Source organism: Aquibium oceanicum, from assembly GCF_001889605.1.
GTDB classification, from domain to species: domain Bacteria; phylum Pseudomonadota; class Alphaproteobacteria; order Rhizobiales; family Rhizobiaceae; genus Aquibium; species Aquibium oceanicum.
In genome coordinates, this window is sequence record NZ_CP018171.1 from 2088313 (window position 1) to 2107178 (window position 18866).

Sequence of the window (18866 nt, forward strand, 5' to 3'; positions counted from 1 at the left end):
CTCTCCAGTTCGGTTACTTGATCGGCGCGACCCAGAGCGCGCCATTGTCCAGATAGGCCTGCGCCGGAATGCCGCGCGAGGACGCTTCCATGTCCTCCGCAGTCCGGTACCAACCGTTGATCGCCACCAGCTCGGCCTCGTTTCGGCGGCAGAAGATGCGCGCCTTCTCGTTCCCCTCGGCCCCGGCGAAGGCGCTGCCGCGCAACGTGCCGTAGACGTGGATCGATCCCCCTGCCACGATCTCCGACCCCGAGGCCACGTGCCCGAGCACGATGACGTCGCCTGCCAGATGGATGATAGACTGGCCGGAACGCACCGGCGAATGCACAGTCAGCGTCTCGCCCGTCCTGCGGTCCTCGACCGGCGCCGGCTCATCCTGATCGGCGCCGGCTTCGACGCGTGGCAGCAGCCCTTCGATTGTCGCCTCGCGCGCGCCGGTCAGAAGCGGCGGAAGGTGCGGCTCAAGCGTCTCGATGCCCTCGGCCTCGATCGCGTAGACCCGGATCTCCCGCGCCGCGAGCTGGCCAACCAGCTCCCCGATCGCCTCCGCTTCGGGGCGCAGGAGGCTGAGATCCAGGATCACCGGACGCCCCTTGAAGTATCCCGGCGAGTTGTCGATCCAGCGGTCCAGCCCCTCCAGCCAGTCGTCCAGCGGCGCCTCGGGCGTCAGCGCGAACGCGACGAAGGAGCGGGCGCGAAAGCGGATCGATTTCTTCTCGATGGGAGCGACACAGTTCACGATGGGCGAATCCTTACCGGCTCGTTAAGGTTTGGACCCGACGTGATTAACAAAAGGTTAACGGACTGGCGCCCGGATGATAGGCACTCCGGCGAAGAGCGACCCGCGCGCCTTCTTGCATTTCATGCATCGCGCGCGTACGGGTCGGATACGATGCACGCGAGAAGGTGCGGTTAATTTTTAACGTGTACTGTAGAAGAAATACACTTTATACGGGAATACTCCGGGGTCTATTTCTCGAAAATCTAAGGCGAATGTGCCCCGAGAGAGACATCGCTTGAGAATATCGCCCGTCGTTATTTCAAAAACATCTAATCTTCTGTTGTCGGCCTGCTGACCTGCCGCTAAGGAACCCGCGGGGCACTTCAGCGCCATTTCATCGGGTGGACAATGAAAACATATGCGATAGCGGTTTATTACCGCTTCGACGGCAGCTATTTGGAACGATACGACAGGCTGTTGAAGCTTCTCGCCACCTATCCCGACGTATGGATGGAAGCGCCGTCCCTGTTCATCCTGCGAACGGACGAGCGGATAGGCGTTGTGGAAGGCAAGGCCCGCGCCGCCGGCTTCCAGCCCGGTACGGATATCATCCTGGTCATAGACGTGACGGGACAGGAGGCGATGTTCGCCGGTCAAATCGAGCATCTGGTACAGCTCCAGAGCATGCTTCCGGCGGGGATCCCGGTACCGGCAAAGAAGGCGGAGCACCCTTCGGGAACATCGGTTCTCGAATCCTGGAGAGCGCTCGCTGGCGGAAAGCCGATACAGGCCGGATTCCTGACGCCTCCCCGGCCTGAATTCGGATTCAAGGGTTTTCGCCGTCCGACGTAGTGCCGTCCGCGCATCGTCGCGGGCATTGGTCGAGTAGGCCATGCGCCGGCGAGAAGCAGTTCGATATCGGCCCCCGCGAGCGGTAGGTTCTTCACGCACACTCCTCGCGGGGCCGGGTGTGCCCACGTCGGAGCGCGGGTCGGTGACATGGCGCGTCACACGGCACACCGCTGCGCCGAGGTGGATCGAGCCTATCCGGCCCGAACACCCTCGACCAACGCGAGAATCTCCGCGAATCGCGCCAGGAATAGCTCCTGCACCGCGCCCGCCGGCTTCGGTTCCAGGTCCAGCTCTCCGTCCGCGATTCCCCGCGGCCGGCCGAAGAACCGCGTCGCCTCCTCCTCCGAAAATCCGGCGAGCTGCGTAGCCTCGTAGTAGGCCGCCACCATGTCGGCCTTCTTGATAAAGGCCTTCACGCGCTCGGCGCGGCCCGGCAGGGCGAAGCGGATGTGGATGGCGTTCTGCAGCCGCTCCTCCACCGCCTTGTACCCGCCGCCCACGACCGCCTTGAACGGCGAGATCATGTCGCCGATGACGTATTCGGCCGCGTCGTGGAGCAGCGCGGTCAGTTGCGCCTGCGGCGTCGCCGAGGGATTCTGGAGGCCGAAGATCCGTTCCACCAGCAGCGAATGCTGGGCCACCGAGAAGGCATGGTCGCCGCGCGTCTGCCCGTTCCAGCGCGCCACGCGCGCCAGCCCATGCGCGATGTCGGCGATCTCGACGTCGAGCGGGGAGGGGTCGAGCAGGTCGAGCCGCCGCCCCGAGAGCATACGCTGCCAGGCGCGCGGCGGCGCCCCCGCGCGATCGGCCATCACGCGTCCCCGCCGGAAGCGGCCTGCGGGAACGAGAACCCCATTCCGGGCGGGATCGACAGGCGGAGCGCCACGTCGCCCGCCGTGATCGCCTGGCCGGCGTCCAGCGCGTCCTTCACCTTGTCGATGCGCACCAGCGCCAAGCCTTCATGGCCTAGTACCGTGCCGAGCGCGCCGACAGGGCGGCCGTCGACCAGCACCGGCGTCCCCGTTGTCGGCAGGTCGGCATCGGCTTCAGCGATCAGGATGCGCCGCCGCGCGGTGCCGCGATGCTGCATGCGGCTGACCACCTCCTGGCCGACGAAGCAGCCCTTGCGCAGGCCCACCCCGCCGTTCTGGTCGAGCAGCACGTCGTGCGGAAAGGCGTCGCCGAGCTCGTAGTCGGCCCCGCTCTCCGCCACGCCATGGCGGATGCGCAGCCGCGTCCACTCGTCCGCTTGCCCGCCGTCGCTGGAGAAGTCGCCCCACCGGCGGCGCACGTCGAGCACTTCGGGGAAGCGAGTATCGCGCACAGGCTCGGCCCCGGTTGAATCGATGCTCGAAGATGCTGAAGCAGTGCCCGAGCCCGTTGAATCACTTCCTGACGTCACGGAATCATCCCGCCACGAAACGGCCGCAACACCTTGCTCCCGCTTCGTAATCTCAGCTTTGGCCCGCAGCTTGTACATCGTCAGCCGGCGGGCGAAATCGTCCGCCACGTCCGCCCGGCACTCCAGTGCGAAGCTCTCGGGGCCCGTGCGCCAAACCAGGAAGTCGAAGAGGATCTTGCCCTGCGGCGTCAAGAGCGCGCCGGGTTTGGCCGCGCCCTTCGGCAGGGCGGCGAGGTCGGTCGTTACGATGTTCTGCAGGAGATGCTCGGCATCGGGACCGGCGACTTCGATGACGGACCGGCCGTCCAGGCGAACGAGGGGCATTGTCTTCGACCTGTTTCGGTGTGGAGGAAGGTTACCTATGTGGCCCGCGCGGCGGGAGCAAGAGCGGCCGCGTCGCTCCTGCTAGTCTCCCGCCACGAAGAACAGCCAGCGACCGTCGGGCGCGATGCCGACACGGTAGAAATTATAGGCGCCGTAGAGCTTCATCTCCTCGTAGTCGCCGGCCGTCACGATCTCGAAGAGTTCCACCCGCTGGCGCGGCGTCAGCGTCTCCACCGGCACGGCGAAGAAATACGGCCAGCCGTAGATCTCGTTGGGCGTGCCTGGCTCCAGGTGGACGTAGCCCGCCTCCAGCACCTCGAGCAGGATCGCGAGGATCTCCTGGCCCTCGTCGTCGCCGGAGATGTCGCGCAGATAGGCGATCGGGTCGTCCACCGGGCCGCCGAATGAAAGCTGCGTCGCGCCGTCGCCCGTGCCGATCAGCGGCCGCAGTCGTTCCAGGTCGCCGCTCCGCGCCGCGTCCATCAGGAGCGCACGCATGCGCCGGACCTCCTCGGGAAGCCGCTCCAGGTCGTATTGCACTTCCGGAGCGGGCTGTGCGGGCACAGGCGCGGGCGTGTCGGGCATCGCGTCGTCGATCGGATCGGATATCCCGGGTTCCTGCTCCTGCTCCTGCTCCGGCCCCGGCTCCTGCGGAGCGGCATCCTCGATCAAGTCGGGTTCACCCGGTTCGGGCGAAGCGCTGGGCACGTTGGGGGTATCGGGCAGCGGCAGGCGCAGGACGGGATCGGGGAAGGGCACGGTGTCGCTCGGTGCCGGCGCGGCATCGTCTTCCGGCTGGGCCTCGTCCTCGACGGGAAGCTCCTGCTGCTGGATCTCGCTCAGCGCGAGCAGCACCCGCGCCGCGTTCGGTTTCGCGAGAGCCGGCGAAGCGGCTCCGGCCGCAAAAAGGCAGGCTGATACAAGGAAGACGAAGATCGTCGCGAAGAGCCTGCTCATGGCCGTGCTCCTCGAGCTGCTGTTTTGTGCATGTGGTGTGGGGCGAAGTTCCGCAAGCCCGCCGCCGGTCGGTCCGGCCTCAGTGATGATAGGGGTTCACGTCGAAATCGCCGCCGATGACCTTTTCCCGCATGACGTCCAGAAGGGTCAGGGCCGCTTCTTCGCTGCAGGAGCGCAGCAACTCCGCGAAAGCGGTGGTGAGCGCCGCCTCGGCGATGATTTCCGGTTCTATCCCGGCAGAGAGCCCTTCGGCCCAGGCCTCGGTCTGGCTTTCCACCGCGGTCAGGCGTTTCTCTTCGCGGATGAGCGCGTCGATCTGGCCGATACCTTGTCCCATTGGTTACACCACCCTTTTCGGCGGCTGTGCCGATTTGAGCGACGCGCCGCCTCTAGTCCCTTAATGTCCCGTTAAGCGTTCTAGCACAGGTAGCGCGGCTTGCACGCCGCCTTTCCGATAAAAGTTAACACAAACCTAATTCCCGAACGTGGCGGCGGTCTCCCGCGCCAGCGTCTCGCCCTCCTTCATGTAGCGCGCGATCGCCTCGGCGGCGGCCGGCGTACAGGCGATGTGGATCTCGGCATAGCTGCGATAGCCGCGGTTGAAGCTCGCCACCAGCCGCTTGCGTTTTTCGGGCGACGGATCCTCGCTGACGATCAGCGCTTCCATCTGCTCGCGCCATGCATTGCCTTCCTCGCCGCACAGGTTGCGCAGATAGTGCAGAGAGCCCAGAATCTCGCCCAGCCTGTAGAGCCGCGCCTCGTACGGCGCGTCCACCGCCCGTGCCGTGCCGGGCAGCGTGGCGAAGAGGGCGAGCGCTACGGCGAGAATGCGCGGTTTCGGGGCCATGATCGCCTTCCTGTCGCAGGATTTTGTCGCGAGCAAGACCGTTGTCCTCACGTCTCGCGGTCGATGTCGACCCAGGAGGCGGGCGACACGCCCGTCAGGATTTCCCGCGCCGCGGCGAGCGTCGACCGCGTGATCGGGATCGTCTCCATTTCGTCCAGCGTGAACCACCCCGCTGCCTCGGCATCATCCCCGGCCACCGGTTCGCCCGATACATGATCGGCCCGAAACACCGTCAGCCGGTAGACATTGTCCCGCGCCGTGCCTTCCAGTTCGAGCTCCAGGTGCAGCGACAGGGGCCCGGCGCGCAGCCCCGTCTCCTCGAAGAGTTCCCGCGCCGCCGCTGCCTCCAGCGTCTCGCCCGGCTCTACCCGCCCGCCCGGAAAGGCATGCAGCCCCTTCGACGGCGCGCGTCCCCGCCTGACCAGCAGCAACCGGTCGCCGCGCCTCATCGCCACCGATACGGCCGGAATCGTCGTCTTTCGTGCGTCCATGGAGAGCAGTGCTAAGCCCCACCGCCCGCTTCGGCAACGCCCGAACGCACAACCCAATACGAGTTTCCTCTCCCCCGTCGATCGGCGGAGAGGTGGCTCGCGATGCGAGACGGAGTGGGGGTCGACCCTGCGTCTCAAACCTGAGATCGCCCAAGTCCCGCACATCCCCGCTTGACCTTCGCCGCTTCCGCCGCCAACTCTCTACCCATGTGCGGACGTTTCACATTGGCGGCGACGCCCGAAGAGGTAGCGGCTTTCCTGGCGCTCTTCGATCTGGAGGATTTCCCGCCGCGCTACAACATCGCGCCGACGCAGCCGATCCTGATGGCGACAGCCGGCCCGCCACGCGAGCCGGGGTCCAACCTGCCGGACCGCATCGCGCTGCTGGTGCGCTGGGGCCTGATCCCCTCCTGGTGCAAGGATCCGAAGAAACTGCCGCTGCTCATCAACGCGCGTTCCGAAACCGCGGCGGAGAAGAACGCTTTCCGCGCCGCCATGCGCCACCGCCGCGCGCTGGTGCCGGCGACCGGATTCTACGAATGGAAACGGCAGGGCGCGAAAAAGCAGCCCTATCTCATCCGTCCGAAAGGGGGAGGGATCGTCGCCTTCGCCGGCCTGACGGAGACATGGTCGGAGCCGGGCGGCTCGGAAATCGACACCGGCGCCATCCTGACCACGGCGGCCAACGAGCAGATCGCGCACATCCACGACCGCATGCCGGTGGTGATCCGTCCGGAGGATTTTTCGCGCTGGCTCGACTGCCGCACGCAGGAACCGCGCGACGTCGCCGATCTCCTGCGCCCGGTCGAGCCCGGTTTCTTCGAGGCGATCCCGATTTCCGACAAGGTCAACAAGGTCGCCAACATGGGTCCCGAAATCCAGGAACCCGTCGATCCGGCGATATCCCCACCGCCGCCAACTTCTCCCGCCGCGAAGCGCCAGCCGCGCGGCGAGGAGGATCAGTTGAAGCTCTTGTAGGCGATCACGCCGCCTCGGCGGAAAGCGGCTTCTGCGCGGGCTCGGCCTGCGTCTGTGCGGACTTGCGATGAGCGCAAACCAGTGCCGCGAGAATGGCGGCCGGTCCGATCTCCCTGAACTTCTGGGTCAGGTGGCCGGACTTGGCTCGGTCGCGTTCGGCCTGCATTGGGGTAGGCTTCATTTCATGATCCCCTGTGGGTTCCTCTCTGGTCGCGGGCGCCTTGGCCTGCGGGCGGCGCAAGTGCTGCCCGATTTGGACCGAAACATGGCTTCTCGCGCCATCGTTCCCAATAAAGCGACATCTAATGGTCTTCAGTGAAATCTTGCACTGAGCTGTTGCAGCACTGTCACAGATTCGGTCCCCTGCGGCTCGTGCGAACGCGGGGCGGCAACGTCAGGTGACACCGGCGGACGCTTGACGCGGATGCGGACCGGCGGCATAAGACGCGCCATGAAAACGTCGTTCGCCATTATCGGCATCAGGATTTGTGGCTAGCGCACGCGCTGGTCCGGACGTTTTCGCCCTTCTCCCAGGAATAGAAAAACGCCCCGGCCAGCCGGCTGGGATTTTGTCTGGCCGCCGCCCGCGCGGCCGGGCCTCTGAGGGAACGGGAAGGATCGCATGTCCGAAGGACTTCGCCTCTACAACACCCTGACGCGGACGAAGGAGCCCTTCGCGCCCATCGATCCGAAAAACGTGCGCATGTATGTCTGCGGCCCGACGGTCTACGACTTCGCCCACATCGGCAACGCGCGGCCCGTCATCGTCTTCGACGTCCTGTTCCGGCTCCTGCGTCACCTATACGGCGCCGACCACGTCACCTACGTCCGCAACATCACCGACGTCGACGACAAGATCAACGCCCGCGCCCTGCGGGACTTCGGCGACGACATCGCATCGGGAAAGCTTTCGCTCAACGAGGCGATCCGAAAGGTCACCGAAAAGACCGCCAACCAGTACCACGCCGACGTCAAGGCGCTCGGCTGCCGGGAGCCCACCGTCGAGCCCCGCGCCACCGAGTTCGTCATGCCGCGCGCCGACGGCAAGGCCGACATGATCACGCTGATTCAACGCCTCATCGATCGCGGCCATGCCTATGTCGCGCAAGGCGAAGTTCTCTTCGACACCGCCTCGATGAAGGACTACGGCCAGCTCTCCAAACGCCCCCTCGACGAGCAGCAGGCCGGCGCCCGCATCGCCGTCGACGCCCACAAGAAGAACACCGGCGACTTCGTCCTGTGGAAGCTCTCCTCTGCCGAGGAACCCGGCTGGGAAAGCCCCTGGGGCCGCGGCCGCCCCGGCTGGCACATCGAATGCTCCGCCATGAGCGCCGCCTATCTCGGCGAGGTCTTCGACATCCACGGCGGCGGCCTCGACCTCATCTTCCCCCACCACGAAAACGAAATCGCCCAATCCCGTTGCGCCCACGGCACCGACGTGATGGCGAACGTCTGGATGCACAACGGCTTCGTCCAGGTTGAGGGCCGGAAGATGTCGAAGAGCGAGGGCAACTTCGTCACGATCCACGATCTGCTGCACACGGAGAAGTTCGGCGGGAGGAAGTGGCCGGGCGAGGTGCTGCGGCTGGCGATGCTGATGACGCACTATCGCGAGCCCATCGACTTCAGTGTGAGGAGACTGGAGGAGGCGGAGGTTAGCATCCGGAAGTATCAGCAGACGATCGATGAATTGGTGCGAAGGGGGATTGTATCGATAGATGGGAGTGCACGAGCCTACGTGCTAAACGATCGATTTTCTGTCGTAGAACCAGCCAGTATCTATGCAACTCATATAGGGTTGACTCTGCTGGACGACCTCAACACGAGCGGATTGAAGGCAGTACTTGATCATACCGGGAGAGGTATACGTGAGGGGCATTTTACCGAATCCGACGAAAATACCTTTCTCAATCACATCGTGTTCCTGAAGGCGATGGAACTGCTCGGCCTTTTCCTCCATTCCGAAGATCTCGGATTGGACGAAGTTGCAATCAGCGACTCTATCCAACGCCGCCTCGCCGTCATCCGTGAAAAGAACTGGCCCGAGGCCGACAAGATCCGCGACGAACTCCTCGCCCAGGGCATCCAGCTCAAGGACGGCAAGGACCCCGTTACCGGAGAGCGGGTCACGACGTGGGAGGTGAAGCGGTGAGGGCGGCAACAGAAAACGCGCAATATCTCGCGAGGCGCCCCCCTCTGTCGGCTGCGCCGACATCTCCCCCACGAGGGGGGAGATCGGCAGCGTCGATGTCCCCGCTTCTCCTGCAAATTCGAAGGCTGGCGCCAATAGTCGCGACGCCTGATCTCCCCCCTCGTGGGGTAGATGCCCGACAGGGCAGAGGGGGGCGCCTCGCGAGATGTTTCTACACCCGTCGCCTAAAGGAGTCCCTTGCGAGAGGCATGAACATAGACATGCCTCCAGCGCAAACCCTTGTGACTTCGGAGGCATGACATGCCGCACACACCTCCGCCTCCAAGCAACCGTTCCCGCGCCCGGTCGATGCGCAAACGCATGACCGACGCCGAACTGAAGCTCTGGAACGAAGTCAGGGCGCACCGACTGATGGGTCTGGGCTTTCGTCGCCAGTTTCCGATCGGCTCCTACGTGGTCGACTTCGCCTGTCCGCCGAAGCGGCTGATCGTGGAGATTGACGGCTCGCAGCACGGCGAAGATGAAAACGCGCGCCGGGATGCGGTCCGCACGCGGTTTCTGGAGCAGGACGGCTGGACCGTGCTCCGCGTCTGGAACTACGACGTGCTGCGCGACATCGACGGCGTCTGCATGCATATTGTGACGATGGCCGGCCTCGCAGCACCGCGACTGCCCGGCGGCCGTCCTTCCCCCGAGGGGGAGGGGAACAGGGAGAGCCATCCATGAGCCTCGACAACACCCCGCGCTATTCCGGCGGCTGCCAGTGCGGCGCGGTGCGATTTCGCGTCACCGGCGCGCTCGGCGATGCCTCGGTGTGCCACTGCCGCATGTGCCAGAAAGCCGCCGGCAATTTCTACCTGCCGCTGGTGGCCATCGGAAAGGCCAGGCTCGAATGGACGCGCGGCGAGCCGAAGAAATTCCGCTCCTCCAGCGAGGTCTTCCGAGGCTTCTGCGCCGAGTGCGGCACGCCGCTCACCTTCGAGGCGCCGGACGGCGTCGCCCTGGCCATCGCCGCCTTCGACAAGCCCGAGGAGATCGCGCCGACGATCCAGTGGGGCACGGAGGGCAAGCTGCCCTACGTCGACACGATCCACGAACTGCCGGGAAAGGACACGATGGCCGACCTGCCGTCAGCCCACTACCTCAGCGATCTCGTCTCCTACCAGCACCCCGATCACGACACCGACGAGGGCTGGCGCCCCGGAGACGACAAATGACCCTGCGAACGCTCTATCCCGAGATCGAGCCCTTCGAGACCGGCATGCTGGAGGTCGGCGACGGCCACACCATCTACTGGGAGCGCGCGGGCACGAAGGGCGCCAAGCCCGCCGTCTTCCTGCACGGCGGCCCCGGCGGCGGCATCGCGCCGGCGCACCGTCGGCTCTTCGATCCCGCTCGCTACGACGTCATCCTGTTCGACCAGCGCGGCTGCGGCCGCTCCACCCCGCATGCCGAGCTCGAGGCCAACACCACCTGGCGGCTGGTGGCCGACATCGAGCGCCTGCGCGAGATTGCCGGCTTCGACAAGTGGCTCGTCTTCGGCGGCTCCTGGGGCTCCACGCTGGCGCTCGCCTATGCCGAAACCTATACGGAGCGGGTCAGCGAACTCGTGCTGCGCGGCATCTATACGCTGACGCGCGCGGAACTCTCCTGGTACTATCAGTTCGGCGTCTCGGAAATGTTCCCCGACAAGTGGGAGCGCTTCCAGGCGCCGATCCCGGAAGACGAGCGCCACGACATGATGGGCGCATACCGAAAACGCCTCACTAGCCCCGACAAGGCCGTGCAGCTCGAAGCCGCGAAGGCCTGGAGCCTGTGGGAAGGCGAGACCATCACGCTGCTGCCGGAGCCCGCGACCAGCGGGAAGTTCGGCGAGGACGACTTCGCCATCGCCTTCGCCCGCATCGAGAACCACTTCTTCGTCCATTCCGGCTGGCTGGAGGAAGGTCAGCTGATCCGCGACGCCCATAGGCTCGCCGGCATCGCAGGCGTCATCGTCCACGGCCGCTACGACATGCCCTGTCCGGCGCGCTATGCATGGGCGCTGCACAAGGCCTGGCCCGACGCCGAGTTCCACCTGATCGAAGGCGCCGGCCACGCCTACTCCGAACCCGGCATCCTCGACCGGCTGATCCGGGCGACGGACGAGTTCGCGGGGAAAGGCTCGGCATGAAATCCCGCCTCTACCTCTTCGACACCACCCTCCGGGACGGCCAGCAGACGCCGGGCATCGACTTCTCCGTCGAGGACAAGATCGCCATCGCAGCCATGCTCGACGCCTTCGGCATCGACTATGTCGAGGGCGGCTATCCGGGCGCCAACCCGACCGACACGGCCTTCTTCTCGGGCAAGCGCACGACCCGCGCGAAGTTCGTCGCCTTCGGCATGACCAAGCGCGTCGGCGTGTCGGCCTCCAACGATCCAGGGCTCGCCGGCCTCCTCCAGTCGCAGTCGGACGCGATCTGCTACGTCGCCAAGAGCTGGGACTATCATGTCCGCGTCGCGCTAGGGTGCACGGAGGACGAGAACCTCGACGCCATCCGCGCCTCCGTCGAGGCCGCGCGCGACGCCGGCAAGGAGGCGATGGTCGACTGCGAGCACTTCTTCGACGGCTACAAGGCCAATCCCGGCTATGCGCTCGCCTGCGCCAAAGCCGCCCATGAGGCCGGCGCGCGCTGGGTGGTGCTGTGCGACACCAATGGCGGCACCTTGCCGTCGGAGGTGCGCGCCATCGTCGCCAGGGTGATCGCGGAAGGCATTCCGGGCGAAAACCTCGGCATCCACGCCCATGACGACACCGGCCAGGCGGTGGCCAATTCGCTGGCCGCGGTCGAGGCCGGCGTGCGCCAGATCCAGGGCACGCTGAACGGCATCGGCGAGCGCTGCGGCAACGCCAATCTGATCACGCTGATCCCGACCTTGGTGCTGAAGCCCGCCTTCGCCGACCGCTTCACCACCGGCATTTCGGCCGAGGCGCTGAAAGGCATCTCGCGCCTGTCGCGCGCCTTCGACGAACTCCTGAACCGCGCACCCGACACGCAGTCGCCCTATGTCGGTTCCTCCGCCTTCGCCACCAAGGCCGGCATCCATGCCTCGGCCATCCTGAAGGAGCCGGAGACCTACGAGCACGTGCCCCCCGAGACGGTCGGCAACCGCCGCCGGGTCATGGTCTCGGACCAGGGCGGCCGCGCCAATTTCGTCGCCGAGCTGAAACGCCGCGGCATCGAGGTCGCCCGCGCCGACCATCGGCTCGACACGCTGATCGCTCTGGTTAAGGAGCGCGAAGCGCAGGGCTATGCCTACGAGGGCGCCGACGCCTCCTTCGAACTCCTGGCGCGGAATACGCTCGGAACGGTGCCGAAATTCTTCGACGTCACGTCCTTCCGCTGCATGATCGAGCGCCGCTTCGACGCCAACGGCCAGCTGAAGACGGTCTCGGAAGCCATCGTGAAGATCGAGGTCGATGGCGAGGAGCGCATGTCGGTCGCCGAAGGCCACGGCCCGGTCAACGCCCTCGACATTGCGCTGCGCAAGGATCTCGGAAAACTCCAGGCCGAGATCGAGGACATGGAGCTGGTCGACTTCAAGGTCCGTATCCTCAACGGCGGCACCGAGGCCGTGACCCGCGTCCTCATCGAATCCCGCGACGCCACCGGCGCCCGCTGGTGGACCGTCGGCGTCTCCGACAACATCATCGACGCCTCCTTCCAGGCCCTGATGGATTCGATCGTCTACAAGCTGATGAAGAACCGCGAGATGGCGGGGCTGGTCGCGGCGGAGTAAATCAGCCTTGTTGTTAGACTTGAAAATACGTGATAATCTTTTCTGATATAAAAGAGTTCCCTATGGAGGTGATTTACGATGCGCATCTGGAGACTTATCTTATTTGTCGCCGTTGCGATCATTAGCTCGATTGATATCGCCTCCTCGCAGGATCGCGTTGCAGTGATCGTAGACGCGACTGGCCTGTACAGCTCGGCGAACAGATACAACAGAGTAAAGGAGCTTTGCTCCGAAGCGCAGATAAATTGCTCCATCATCGATACGGGGTCAGATATCAAACTTTTATTTCAAAACATAGAGGAGATGAAGCACGAAGGGTGGTCTCCGAGTTTGATCATTTTTGACTCGGTTTTATCAAGCATTATTAGTAATTCTCAGAAAGAGTATTTTTTGGAACAAGTTTCACGTGGAACTCCACTTATATTTATTAAAGACGCTGGAGTTTTTCGGACTATTGGGCAGATGGATGATGCTAATGATGCCCGGAAGGTCATAGAAGTAATTAAAAAGGGGCCATCTGTTCTTCAGTGTAATAAGGATTCGTGCGATTGCGGAGATAACACATGTGATTCGAATTGTTGCTTTTTAATAGAATAGGGATGATATTTACATGATAGCTGTTTGGAAATGGATTGGTAAAAATAAAGATCAAATCGGTCTGGTATTTATAGTAGTAGGAGGAATTGTTTTTATCTTTGAGTACTATTCAAATAAATATTCTGAAAGAATTTCAAGGGCATTCGAGACTGTTTCAATTTTAGACCGCTCTGAATATATTGTGTCTTCCTCGTACATGCAGAATTTTTGGATAAAAGGCGACAACGCCGAGTATTTTAGAGGAAAAAACAATCTCGAAGAATTGTATGATTTTATATACGAGAAAGCTACAAAAGATGAGGGGTACTTGAAAAATTTCTTAATCATGCATGATGCGTTTAGGGATATTTCTTGGTGCGCTAGATTGGGTTTGTGTGATTGGCAAACAACGTGCCGGCTGATCCGGTCACGGCTAATCCCGTTCCTCAATGAGAATGCTGCCGTCTATGGGTATTATCAAGAGATCAAAAAGACAGATCACAGAAACGTTTTTAAGCCATTTGAGGATCAATGTAGAAAGAATAATGTCCTATTCGTAGATTCTGCGCAGAATGATTTTATCTGCAGAAATTCTATATACATCAGGGGATTACTTAATCGTACACCGGGCGACTCGTGTCGTCGCTAAGAGTTAGCCGTGTCTCCGGGGCGATTGTTGGCTGGCGCAAATCCGGTTAGCTTCCTGCTCGAAGGAGGCGGCATGGGAACTTGCTGCGGCGAATAGGTTACTCCCAATCACCGCAAAATCCGTCCCCCTCTAAAAAAATCCCATTGGCGGCCGCCGCCCGCGCGGCCCATAGGAAGCCCATGACTGCCGAAACATCCTCCGAAGGCGCCGCGCGCGGCTTTGTCTATGCCCTTTTCGCCTATGGCTTTTGGGGCGCGCTGCCGCTCTTCATGAAGCTATTGGCCCATATCCCGGCGGTCGAGGTGGTGGCGCACCGCATCGTCTGGTCGGTGCCGATCGCCGGCGCGGTGATCCTGGCGCTGGGCCGCACCGCCGACCTGAAGCGCGCTTTGCGCTCCCCGCGCACCATCGCGCTGGCGGCGCTGACGGCGGGGCTGATCACCGTCAACTGGGGGCTCTACGTCTGGGCGATCGCCGTCGACCGGGCGGTGGAGACCTCGCTCGGCTACTACATCAATCCGCTGGTCAGCGTCGTTCTGGGTGCCGTGCTGCTCAAGGAGCGGCTGAGCCGGGCACAGATCGCCGCCGTGGCACTCGCAGCGGTCGCGGTTGTGATCCTGACGGTGGAAGCCGGCGGCCTGCCGTGGGTATCGCTGGCGCTCGCCTTCTCCTTTGCCGCCTACGGCTTCCTGCGCAAGACCCTGCCGATCGGTCCGAGCCAGGGGTTCTTCCTCGAAGTGCTGATCCTCGCTTTGCCGGCGCTCGCCTACGTGGTGTGGCTGGGCGCGACGGGGCAGGGGCATTTCGTGTTGTCGAACCCGAACGACGTCGCGCTGCTCCTCCTGTGCGGACCGACGACCGCCGTGCCGCTCCTGTTCTACGCCTTCGGCGCCAAGCTGCTGCGGCTCTCCACCCTGGGCATCATGCAGTACGTCGCGCCGACAGGCATCTTCCTGATCGCTGTCTTCGTCTTCGGCGAACCGTTCGGCCAGGCCCGCGCCGCCGCCTTCGGGCTCATCTGGATCGCGCTCGCGATCTACACCTGGTCCATGGCCACGCAGGCGAAATCGAACCGCGACGCCGCGCAGGCCTTCGAACATCGTGGAGGATAAAGTGTACGAACTCGTCATCGCCAACAAGAACTACTCGTCCTGGTCGCTGCGCCCCTGGGTGCTCATGCGGGCGAGAAACATCCCCTTCACCGAGCGCCAGATCCCGTTCCCCGGCGGCGACAGCTACCCGACCTACAAGCCGCTTTCGCCAAACGGCCGCGTGCCGTGCCTCATCGATGCCGGCCGCCCGGTCTGGGATTCTCTCGCCATCGTGGAATACCTCGCCGAGCGGCATCCGGGCCTCTGGCCGCAAGACGCGGAAGCCCGCGCCTGGTCGCGCTGCGCCGCCGCCGAGATGCACTCGTCCTTCCAGACGCTGCGTGATATCTGCACCATGAACTGCGGCATCCGCGTAAAACTGAACGACCGTCCCGCCGCGCTGGAGCGTGACGTCGCCCGCATCGGCGAACTCTGGAACGAGGGCCTGTCGCGCTTCGGCGGCCCGTACCTTGCCGGCGACACCTTCACCGGCGCCGACGCCTTCTACGCCCCCGTCGCCTTCCGCGCGCTCACCTACGGCTTGGCCTTCGAAGGCGCCGCGTCGGCGTATGTCGAGCGCATGCTCGCCGAACCGGCCATGCGCGAATGGTACGAAGCGGCGCTGGCCGAAACCTGGCGCGAGGAAGCCCATGAGGAGGAGGCGCACGCCGTCGGCGAATGGATCGAGGATCTTCGCGCGACGGCGTGAAGCGCGGGAGCGGCGGCCGGTCGTTCGCCACGAAACCACCGACGCTCACAGTGTTATTTTCGGGCCGCCCGGAATTTGGGGGAGCCGATCCCTCATCGCTCCGTTGCGAAAGGACTGCCGAGCGCAGCGCCGGCAGCCGTTTCCGCAACCCATTCCGTAGTGCAGGCGGGATAGCCGTTGCGTTGTCTGGCGATTTCACCGGCTTGATCTCGGTTCAACCTTCTCAACGGTTAGAAGGTCAGCAACCGCATCGCATCCCCCATCACAGCGGCGATGGCGAACAGGTCGTTCATGCGCGACCGTTCCGGCCGCGTCACCACGCTGTCCGCGGCCTTCTTGCGGGATGCTTGGGTGCGGCCATCATAGCCCCATGCGTCGGGGGCGATCTCGTCGACCACGACATAGGTCGCGACGGGCAGGGTCTTGCCCAGCACTTGCCCCAACAGGCGATGAGCCTGCTCGACGAACCGCGCCTTCTCGTCTTTCGTATTCGTGCCGGCGGTGACCTTCACCTCCAGATGGGCCTCAAGGAAAACGGGAACGCCGCCGATGCTCCAGCCGCCGACCTCCGGCTGCTCGACGAGAACGGCCGTGAGTTCGACTTTCTTGCGCATGATGTCGGCCATCAGCGTCGTCGCGCCGGCCTGAAGAACCCGTGTCTGATTTGACGAAAGCGGGCTTCCCGCGATGCGGATGTGGACGAAGGGCACGGCATGATCTCCTGCTCGATTGCTTGACGCCGGCAAGTTGGCAGAGCATGATCGTTTTGATAATCGCTTAGTTTACAACAGTTAGTTTTGGAAAACAGGATGGTTCGACCGTTCCTCAATCTCGATATGGATGTGCTTCGCACGTTCGTGACCGGCATGGATTTGGGAAGCTTCGCCAAGGCCGCCGATCGCCTTGGCCGTTCCACCTCCGCTATCAGCCTTCAGCTCCGCAAGCTGGAGTACCAGGTCGGTCAGCCGCTCGTGCGCAAGCAGGGGCGCCATCTCGTCTTGACCGAGGCGGGCGAAACGCTGATGGGCTATGCGCGCCGCATTCTCAGTCTCAACGACGAAGCGAGGCTGGCTCTGAGCGGGGTGGGTGCCCTGGAAGGATGGATCCGGGTCGGTGTCCCCCAGGATTTCGCGGAAACCTGGCTTCCGGCGCTCCTTGCCCGTTTCGGGGGGGCGCATCCGAAGGTTCGGGTCGAAGCGCGGGTTGAGCGTGGCTCGGTCATGGTCGAGGCCGTGCGTTCGGGAAAGCTCGATTTCGCGCTGACATGGGGTCGGCTGGACGACCCCGATTGCGAGATCATCGGCCGGCGCGACATCGTCTGGATCGGTGCGCGGGATGATTGGAAAGCGCCGGAGGGGCCGTTGCCGCTCGTGGCCTTCGATCCGCCCTGCGCCTTTCGAAAGGCCGCCACGCCCGCCCTGGATGCGGCGGGGCTGGAGTGGAGACACGCTTTCGCCAGCCCCAGCCTCGCGGGGCTCTGGGCGGCGGTCACCGCGGGGCTCGGTGTTACCCCCCGCACCATCGAGGGAATGCCGCGCCACCTCGGCGTTCTCGCGCACGAAACCTCGGGGCTGCCCGAACTGGGATCGATCGAACTGGCAATCCATCGCCACCCTGAAGGCATGAGCGAGCCCGCAGCGGAGCTGAGGGAACTCCTGGTCGACGTGATCAAGCGCTGACGTCGAGTGCTCATGGCTCTTGCAGGTCCCCACCCCGCCTGGGCAACTCTGGGGCTATCTCTCTGAGCGAGCGGGGTTTTTATCAGAATTTTTCCCAAGAACTTCCGCTTTTTCCGATTTCGACGATGACGCACCGGATGCCTGCCACCTAGCATGACGGAACTTGCTCGCCGCGATCGGGAAGGATGCGAAGCGACATGCGACTGACGATGTTCTCCGCGGTTTTTTGCGCGGCGCCCAAAAGGAGAGAAAAAGCATGAACGTGTTCCGAAGTGTCATCGGGCTCTCGGCCGCAGTTTTTCTGGCCGGCTGCGTCAGCGAGGGCGGCTCGCAAAACGCGCCGGCGACAAGTGTTGCGGCGTCGTCCGCCTTCAGGATTACGGGCGTCAGTGTTCCTTCCCTGAAAAAGGAGAACCTTTGCGCCTCCCTCGGTGGCGGAGGCGCAACGCCGTCGGTCGTGGTGCGTCACAGCGCAGTTGCGGGAGTTCCGATCCGGGTGCGGATGTACGACGTCCTGTCGACTGGCCGAGTGTTCGAACATGGGACCACGCGCGTCATGTCGAATGCCTCGGGCACCACGACGGTCACGCACCGGTTCCGACCGCCATGCAACACGAGCGGCGGGCGTCGCAATTCCAGCTATCGCTTCGATGTGACTGCGAGTGGCCAGACCGTGACGGAGCGCTGGGGCACGTACAATTCGGGAACGGGCAAGATCAACTGATCTTTCCGAAGCGCAGTGTGAGAGCAAAAAGGCCCGTCTGAAGCCATCCTCAGCCCTTGGGCGGAGCATGGCGAGGGCTTGCTGAACCGGCGACGCGCGAATGGTACGAGACGGTCCTGGCATAGCCTTGGCGCGACATGGAGGCGCGCGCCGTCGGTGATTGGATCGAGAACCTTCGCGCTAAGCCATAAAGCATCGTTGTCGTCGGTCGCGTTGCCGCGCGAAACTGCTATGTTTCCTGGCCACATTCCTCGGACCGACCTCGATGTGCCACCTTGCATCCTTCCGGACATTCCTGTCGTCGGGCGCGCTGGGTCCGCTGGATGCGGGCCGCACCCTGCTCGAGACCGCCGAACTTCTCGGTCCGCCGCAGGGGTGGATCACCGGTCAGGACGATCCAATTCCGCTCTACTGGCAATACGAGGATCCCGACGGAGGACCGTTGCTGGAGATTCGTTTCGGTGTCGAACCGCCCCACCGAATGGAATGGTACCAGCTGGAACATGCCAATCTGCTGTCCCGCGACGTTCACCTTTTCGGCGCGCATCTGGCGCTGGCCACGGACGGTTTCCATGGCGCGAGCAAGGCCTCGGAGCTTCTGGGCAGCGGCGTCTGGGACAAGGAATCGACCCGCATCTGCTTCGATCCGGAGGATCTCACCCTGACGATCACCGCGGGAAAGATCGTGGTGATCATGGCGGCGGTCGAAACCACGGGTATCGAAAGCGGTCGGCGCGGCGAACTCCTCGATGCGTTCGGCACGGACCCGCTGTTCCTGGAGTTCGAACGGTCATGCGAGATCGACAGCATCTACGCCCATGCGCAAGAGCAGGACCGGAGCGCCGCCAGCACGGGCGCCAAATGCTGTTCCGGCGAACAGTATCTCGCATCGCTCCGCGCAGTTGGCGGAGTGCCATGAAACGTGGAACGC

The 18866-nt window shown here is 63.6% G+C and carries 22 protein-coding genes; 12 read left to right on the forward strand and 10 right to left on the reverse strand.

The genetic code is table 11. The features are described 5' to 3' along the window. Positions 1-13: 13 nt before the first annotated feature. From minC to BSQ44_RS10370, 8 genes are all read right to left on the reverse strand, one after another. On the reverse strand, positions 14-739 hold the full coding sequence (minC, locus tag BSQ44_RS10335) for a septum site-determining protein MinC (protein ID WP_114579949.1): 726 nt from the start codon (positions 737-739) through the stop codon (positions 14-16). 180 nt (positions 740-919) lie between these two features. Beyond that, a complete protein-coding gene (locus BSQ44_RS26860; protein WP_157894573.1) occupies positions 920-1387 on the reverse strand; it encodes a hypothetical protein in 468 nt (155 codons plus the stop codon). Positions 1388-1764: 377 nt separating this feature from the next. Then, positions 1765-2385 carry an HD domain-containing protein gene (locus BSQ44_RS10345; RefSeq protein WP_072603752.1) on the reverse strand — a complete coding sequence of 207 codons (621 nt, stop codon included), beginning with the start codon at positions 2383-2385 and terminating at the stop codon, positions 1765-1767. Next, on the reverse strand, positions 2385-3299 hold the full coding sequence (gene ygfZ, locus BSQ44_RS10350) for a CAF17-like 4Fe-4S cluster assembly/insertion protein YgfZ (RefSeq protein WP_072603754.1): 915 nt from the start codon (positions 3297-3299) through the stop codon (positions 2385-2387). The genes BSQ44_RS10345 and ygfZ overlap by 1 nt, the downstream gene beginning before the upstream one ends. 81 nt (positions 3300-3380) lie before the next feature. Further along, on the reverse strand, positions 3381-4256 hold the full coding sequence (locus BSQ44_RS27275; protein WP_072603756.1) for a hypothetical protein: 876 nt from the start codon (positions 4254-4256) through the stop codon (positions 3381-3383). Between the two features lie 79 nt (positions 4257-4335). Beyond that, entirely contained in the window at positions 4336-4593 is a 258-nt protein-coding gene (locus BSQ44_RS10360; protein WP_072603758.1) for a hypothetical protein, read from the reverse strand. Positions 4594-4728: 135 nt separating this feature from the next. Then, a complete protein-coding gene (locus BSQ44_RS10365; RefSeq protein WP_072603760.1) occupies positions 4729-5103 on the reverse strand; it encodes a TIGR02301 family protein in 375 nt (124 codons plus the stop codon). 47 nt (positions 5104-5150) lie between these two features. Continuing rightward, on the reverse strand, positions 5151-5594 hold the full coding sequence (locus BSQ44_RS10370; protein WP_072603762.1) for an NUDIX hydrolase: 444 nt from the start codon (positions 5592-5594) through the stop codon (positions 5151-5153). A gap of 207 nt (positions 5595-5801) precedes the next feature. On the opposite strand from BSQ44_RS10370, the gene BSQ44_RS10375 reads away from it, so the two are divergent. Then, the gene (locus tag BSQ44_RS10375) at positions 5802-6572 is read left to right on the forward strand and encodes an SOS response-associated peptidase (RefSeq protein ID WP_072603764.1); all 771 of its coding nucleotides are present in this window, start codon (positions 5802-5804) and stop codon (positions 6570-6572) included. Between the two features lie 4 nt (positions 6573-6576). Here BSQ44_RS10375 and BSQ44_RS26565 read toward each other — a convergent pair whose 3' ends face one another. Next, complete coding sequence (locus BSQ44_RS26565) at positions 6577-6753, reverse strand: transcriptional regulator (protein WP_114579950.1); 177 nt, start codon at positions 6751-6753, stop codon at positions 6577-6579. A gap of 441 nt (positions 6754-7194) precedes the next feature. Here BSQ44_RS26565 and cysS point away from each other — a divergent pair, with 441 nt between their 5' ends. The 8 genes from cysS to BSQ44_RS10410 all read left to right on the forward strand — a co-directional run bounded on the left by cysS (position 7195) and on the right by BSQ44_RS10410 (position 15532). Next, positions 7195-8724, forward strand: coding sequence for a cysteine--tRNA ligase (gene cysS / locus BSQ44_RS10380; RefSeq protein ID WP_072603766.1), 1530 nt, complete (start codon positions 7195-7197; stop codon positions 8722-8724). 300 nt (positions 8725-9024) lie between these two features. Next, a complete protein-coding gene (locus tag BSQ44_RS10385; RefSeq protein WP_072603768.1) occupies positions 9025-9450 on the forward strand; it encodes an endonuclease domain-containing protein in 426 nt (141 codons plus the stop codon). Beyond that, positions 9447-9941 carry a GFA family protein gene (locus BSQ44_RS10390; RefSeq protein ID WP_072603770.1) on the forward strand — a complete coding sequence of 165 codons (495 nt, stop codon included), beginning with the start codon at positions 9447-9449 and terminating at the stop codon, positions 9939-9941. The genes BSQ44_RS10385 and BSQ44_RS10390 overlap by 4 nt, the downstream gene beginning before the upstream one ends. After that, entirely contained in the window at positions 9938-10897 is a 960-nt protein-coding gene (pip, locus tag BSQ44_RS10395; RefSeq protein WP_072603772.1) for a prolyl aminopeptidase, read from the forward strand. Before BSQ44_RS10390 ends, pip begins: the two co-directional genes overlap by 4 nt. Then, positions 10894-12507, forward strand: coding sequence for a citramalate synthase (gene cimA, locus BSQ44_RS10400; protein ID WP_072603774.1), 1614 nt, complete (start codon positions 10894-10896; stop codon positions 12505-12507). The genes pip and cimA overlap by 4 nt, the downstream gene beginning before the upstream one ends. Positions 12508-12585: 78 nt before the next feature. Next, the gene (locus BSQ44_RS26865; protein WP_157894574.1) at positions 12586-13104 is read left to right on the forward strand and encodes a hypothetical protein; all 519 of its coding nucleotides are present in this window, start codon (positions 12586-12588) and stop codon (positions 13102-13104) included. A gap of 807 nt (positions 13105-13911) precedes the next feature. Continuing rightward, entirely contained in the window at positions 13912-14844 is a 933-nt protein-coding gene (gene rarD, locus BSQ44_RS10405; protein ID WP_072603776.1) for an EamA family transporter RarD, read from the forward strand. A gap of 1 nt (position 14845) precedes the next feature. Further along, positions 14846-15532, forward strand: coding sequence for a glutathione S-transferase family protein (locus BSQ44_RS10410; protein ID WP_072603779.1), 687 nt, complete (start codon positions 14846-14848; stop codon positions 15530-15532). Positions 15533-15762: 230 nt separating this feature from the next. Here the strand turns inward: BSQ44_RS10410 and BSQ44_RS10415 are convergent, their stop codons facing one another. Next, positions 15763-16242, reverse strand: a complete 480-nt coding sequence (locus BSQ44_RS10415) for a tautomerase family protein (RefSeq protein WP_072603782.1) — start codon at positions 16240-16242, stop codon at positions 15763-15765. Between the two features lie 99 nt (positions 16243-16341). On the opposite strand from BSQ44_RS10415, the gene BSQ44_RS10420 reads away from it, so the two are divergent. The 3 genes from BSQ44_RS10420 (at position 16342) to BSQ44_RS10430 (ending at position 18854) form a co-directional block, all read left to right on the forward strand. After that, on the forward strand, positions 16342-17211 hold the full coding sequence (locus BSQ44_RS10420; protein ID WP_072603784.1) for a LysR substrate-binding domain-containing protein: 870 nt from the start codon (positions 16342-16344) through the stop codon (positions 17209-17211). Between the two features lie 163 nt (positions 17212-17374). Further along, positions 17375-17935, forward strand: a complete 561-nt coding sequence (locus BSQ44_RS26870) for a hypothetical protein (RefSeq protein ID WP_162276738.1) — start codon at positions 17375-17377, stop codon at positions 17933-17935. A gap of 265 nt (positions 17936-18200) precedes the next feature. Next, positions 18201-18854, forward strand: a complete 654-nt coding sequence (locus BSQ44_RS10430) for a hypothetical protein (protein ID WP_072603789.1) — start codon at positions 18201-18203, stop codon at positions 18852-18854. The last annotated feature ends 12 nt before the right edge of the window (positions 18855-18866 follow it).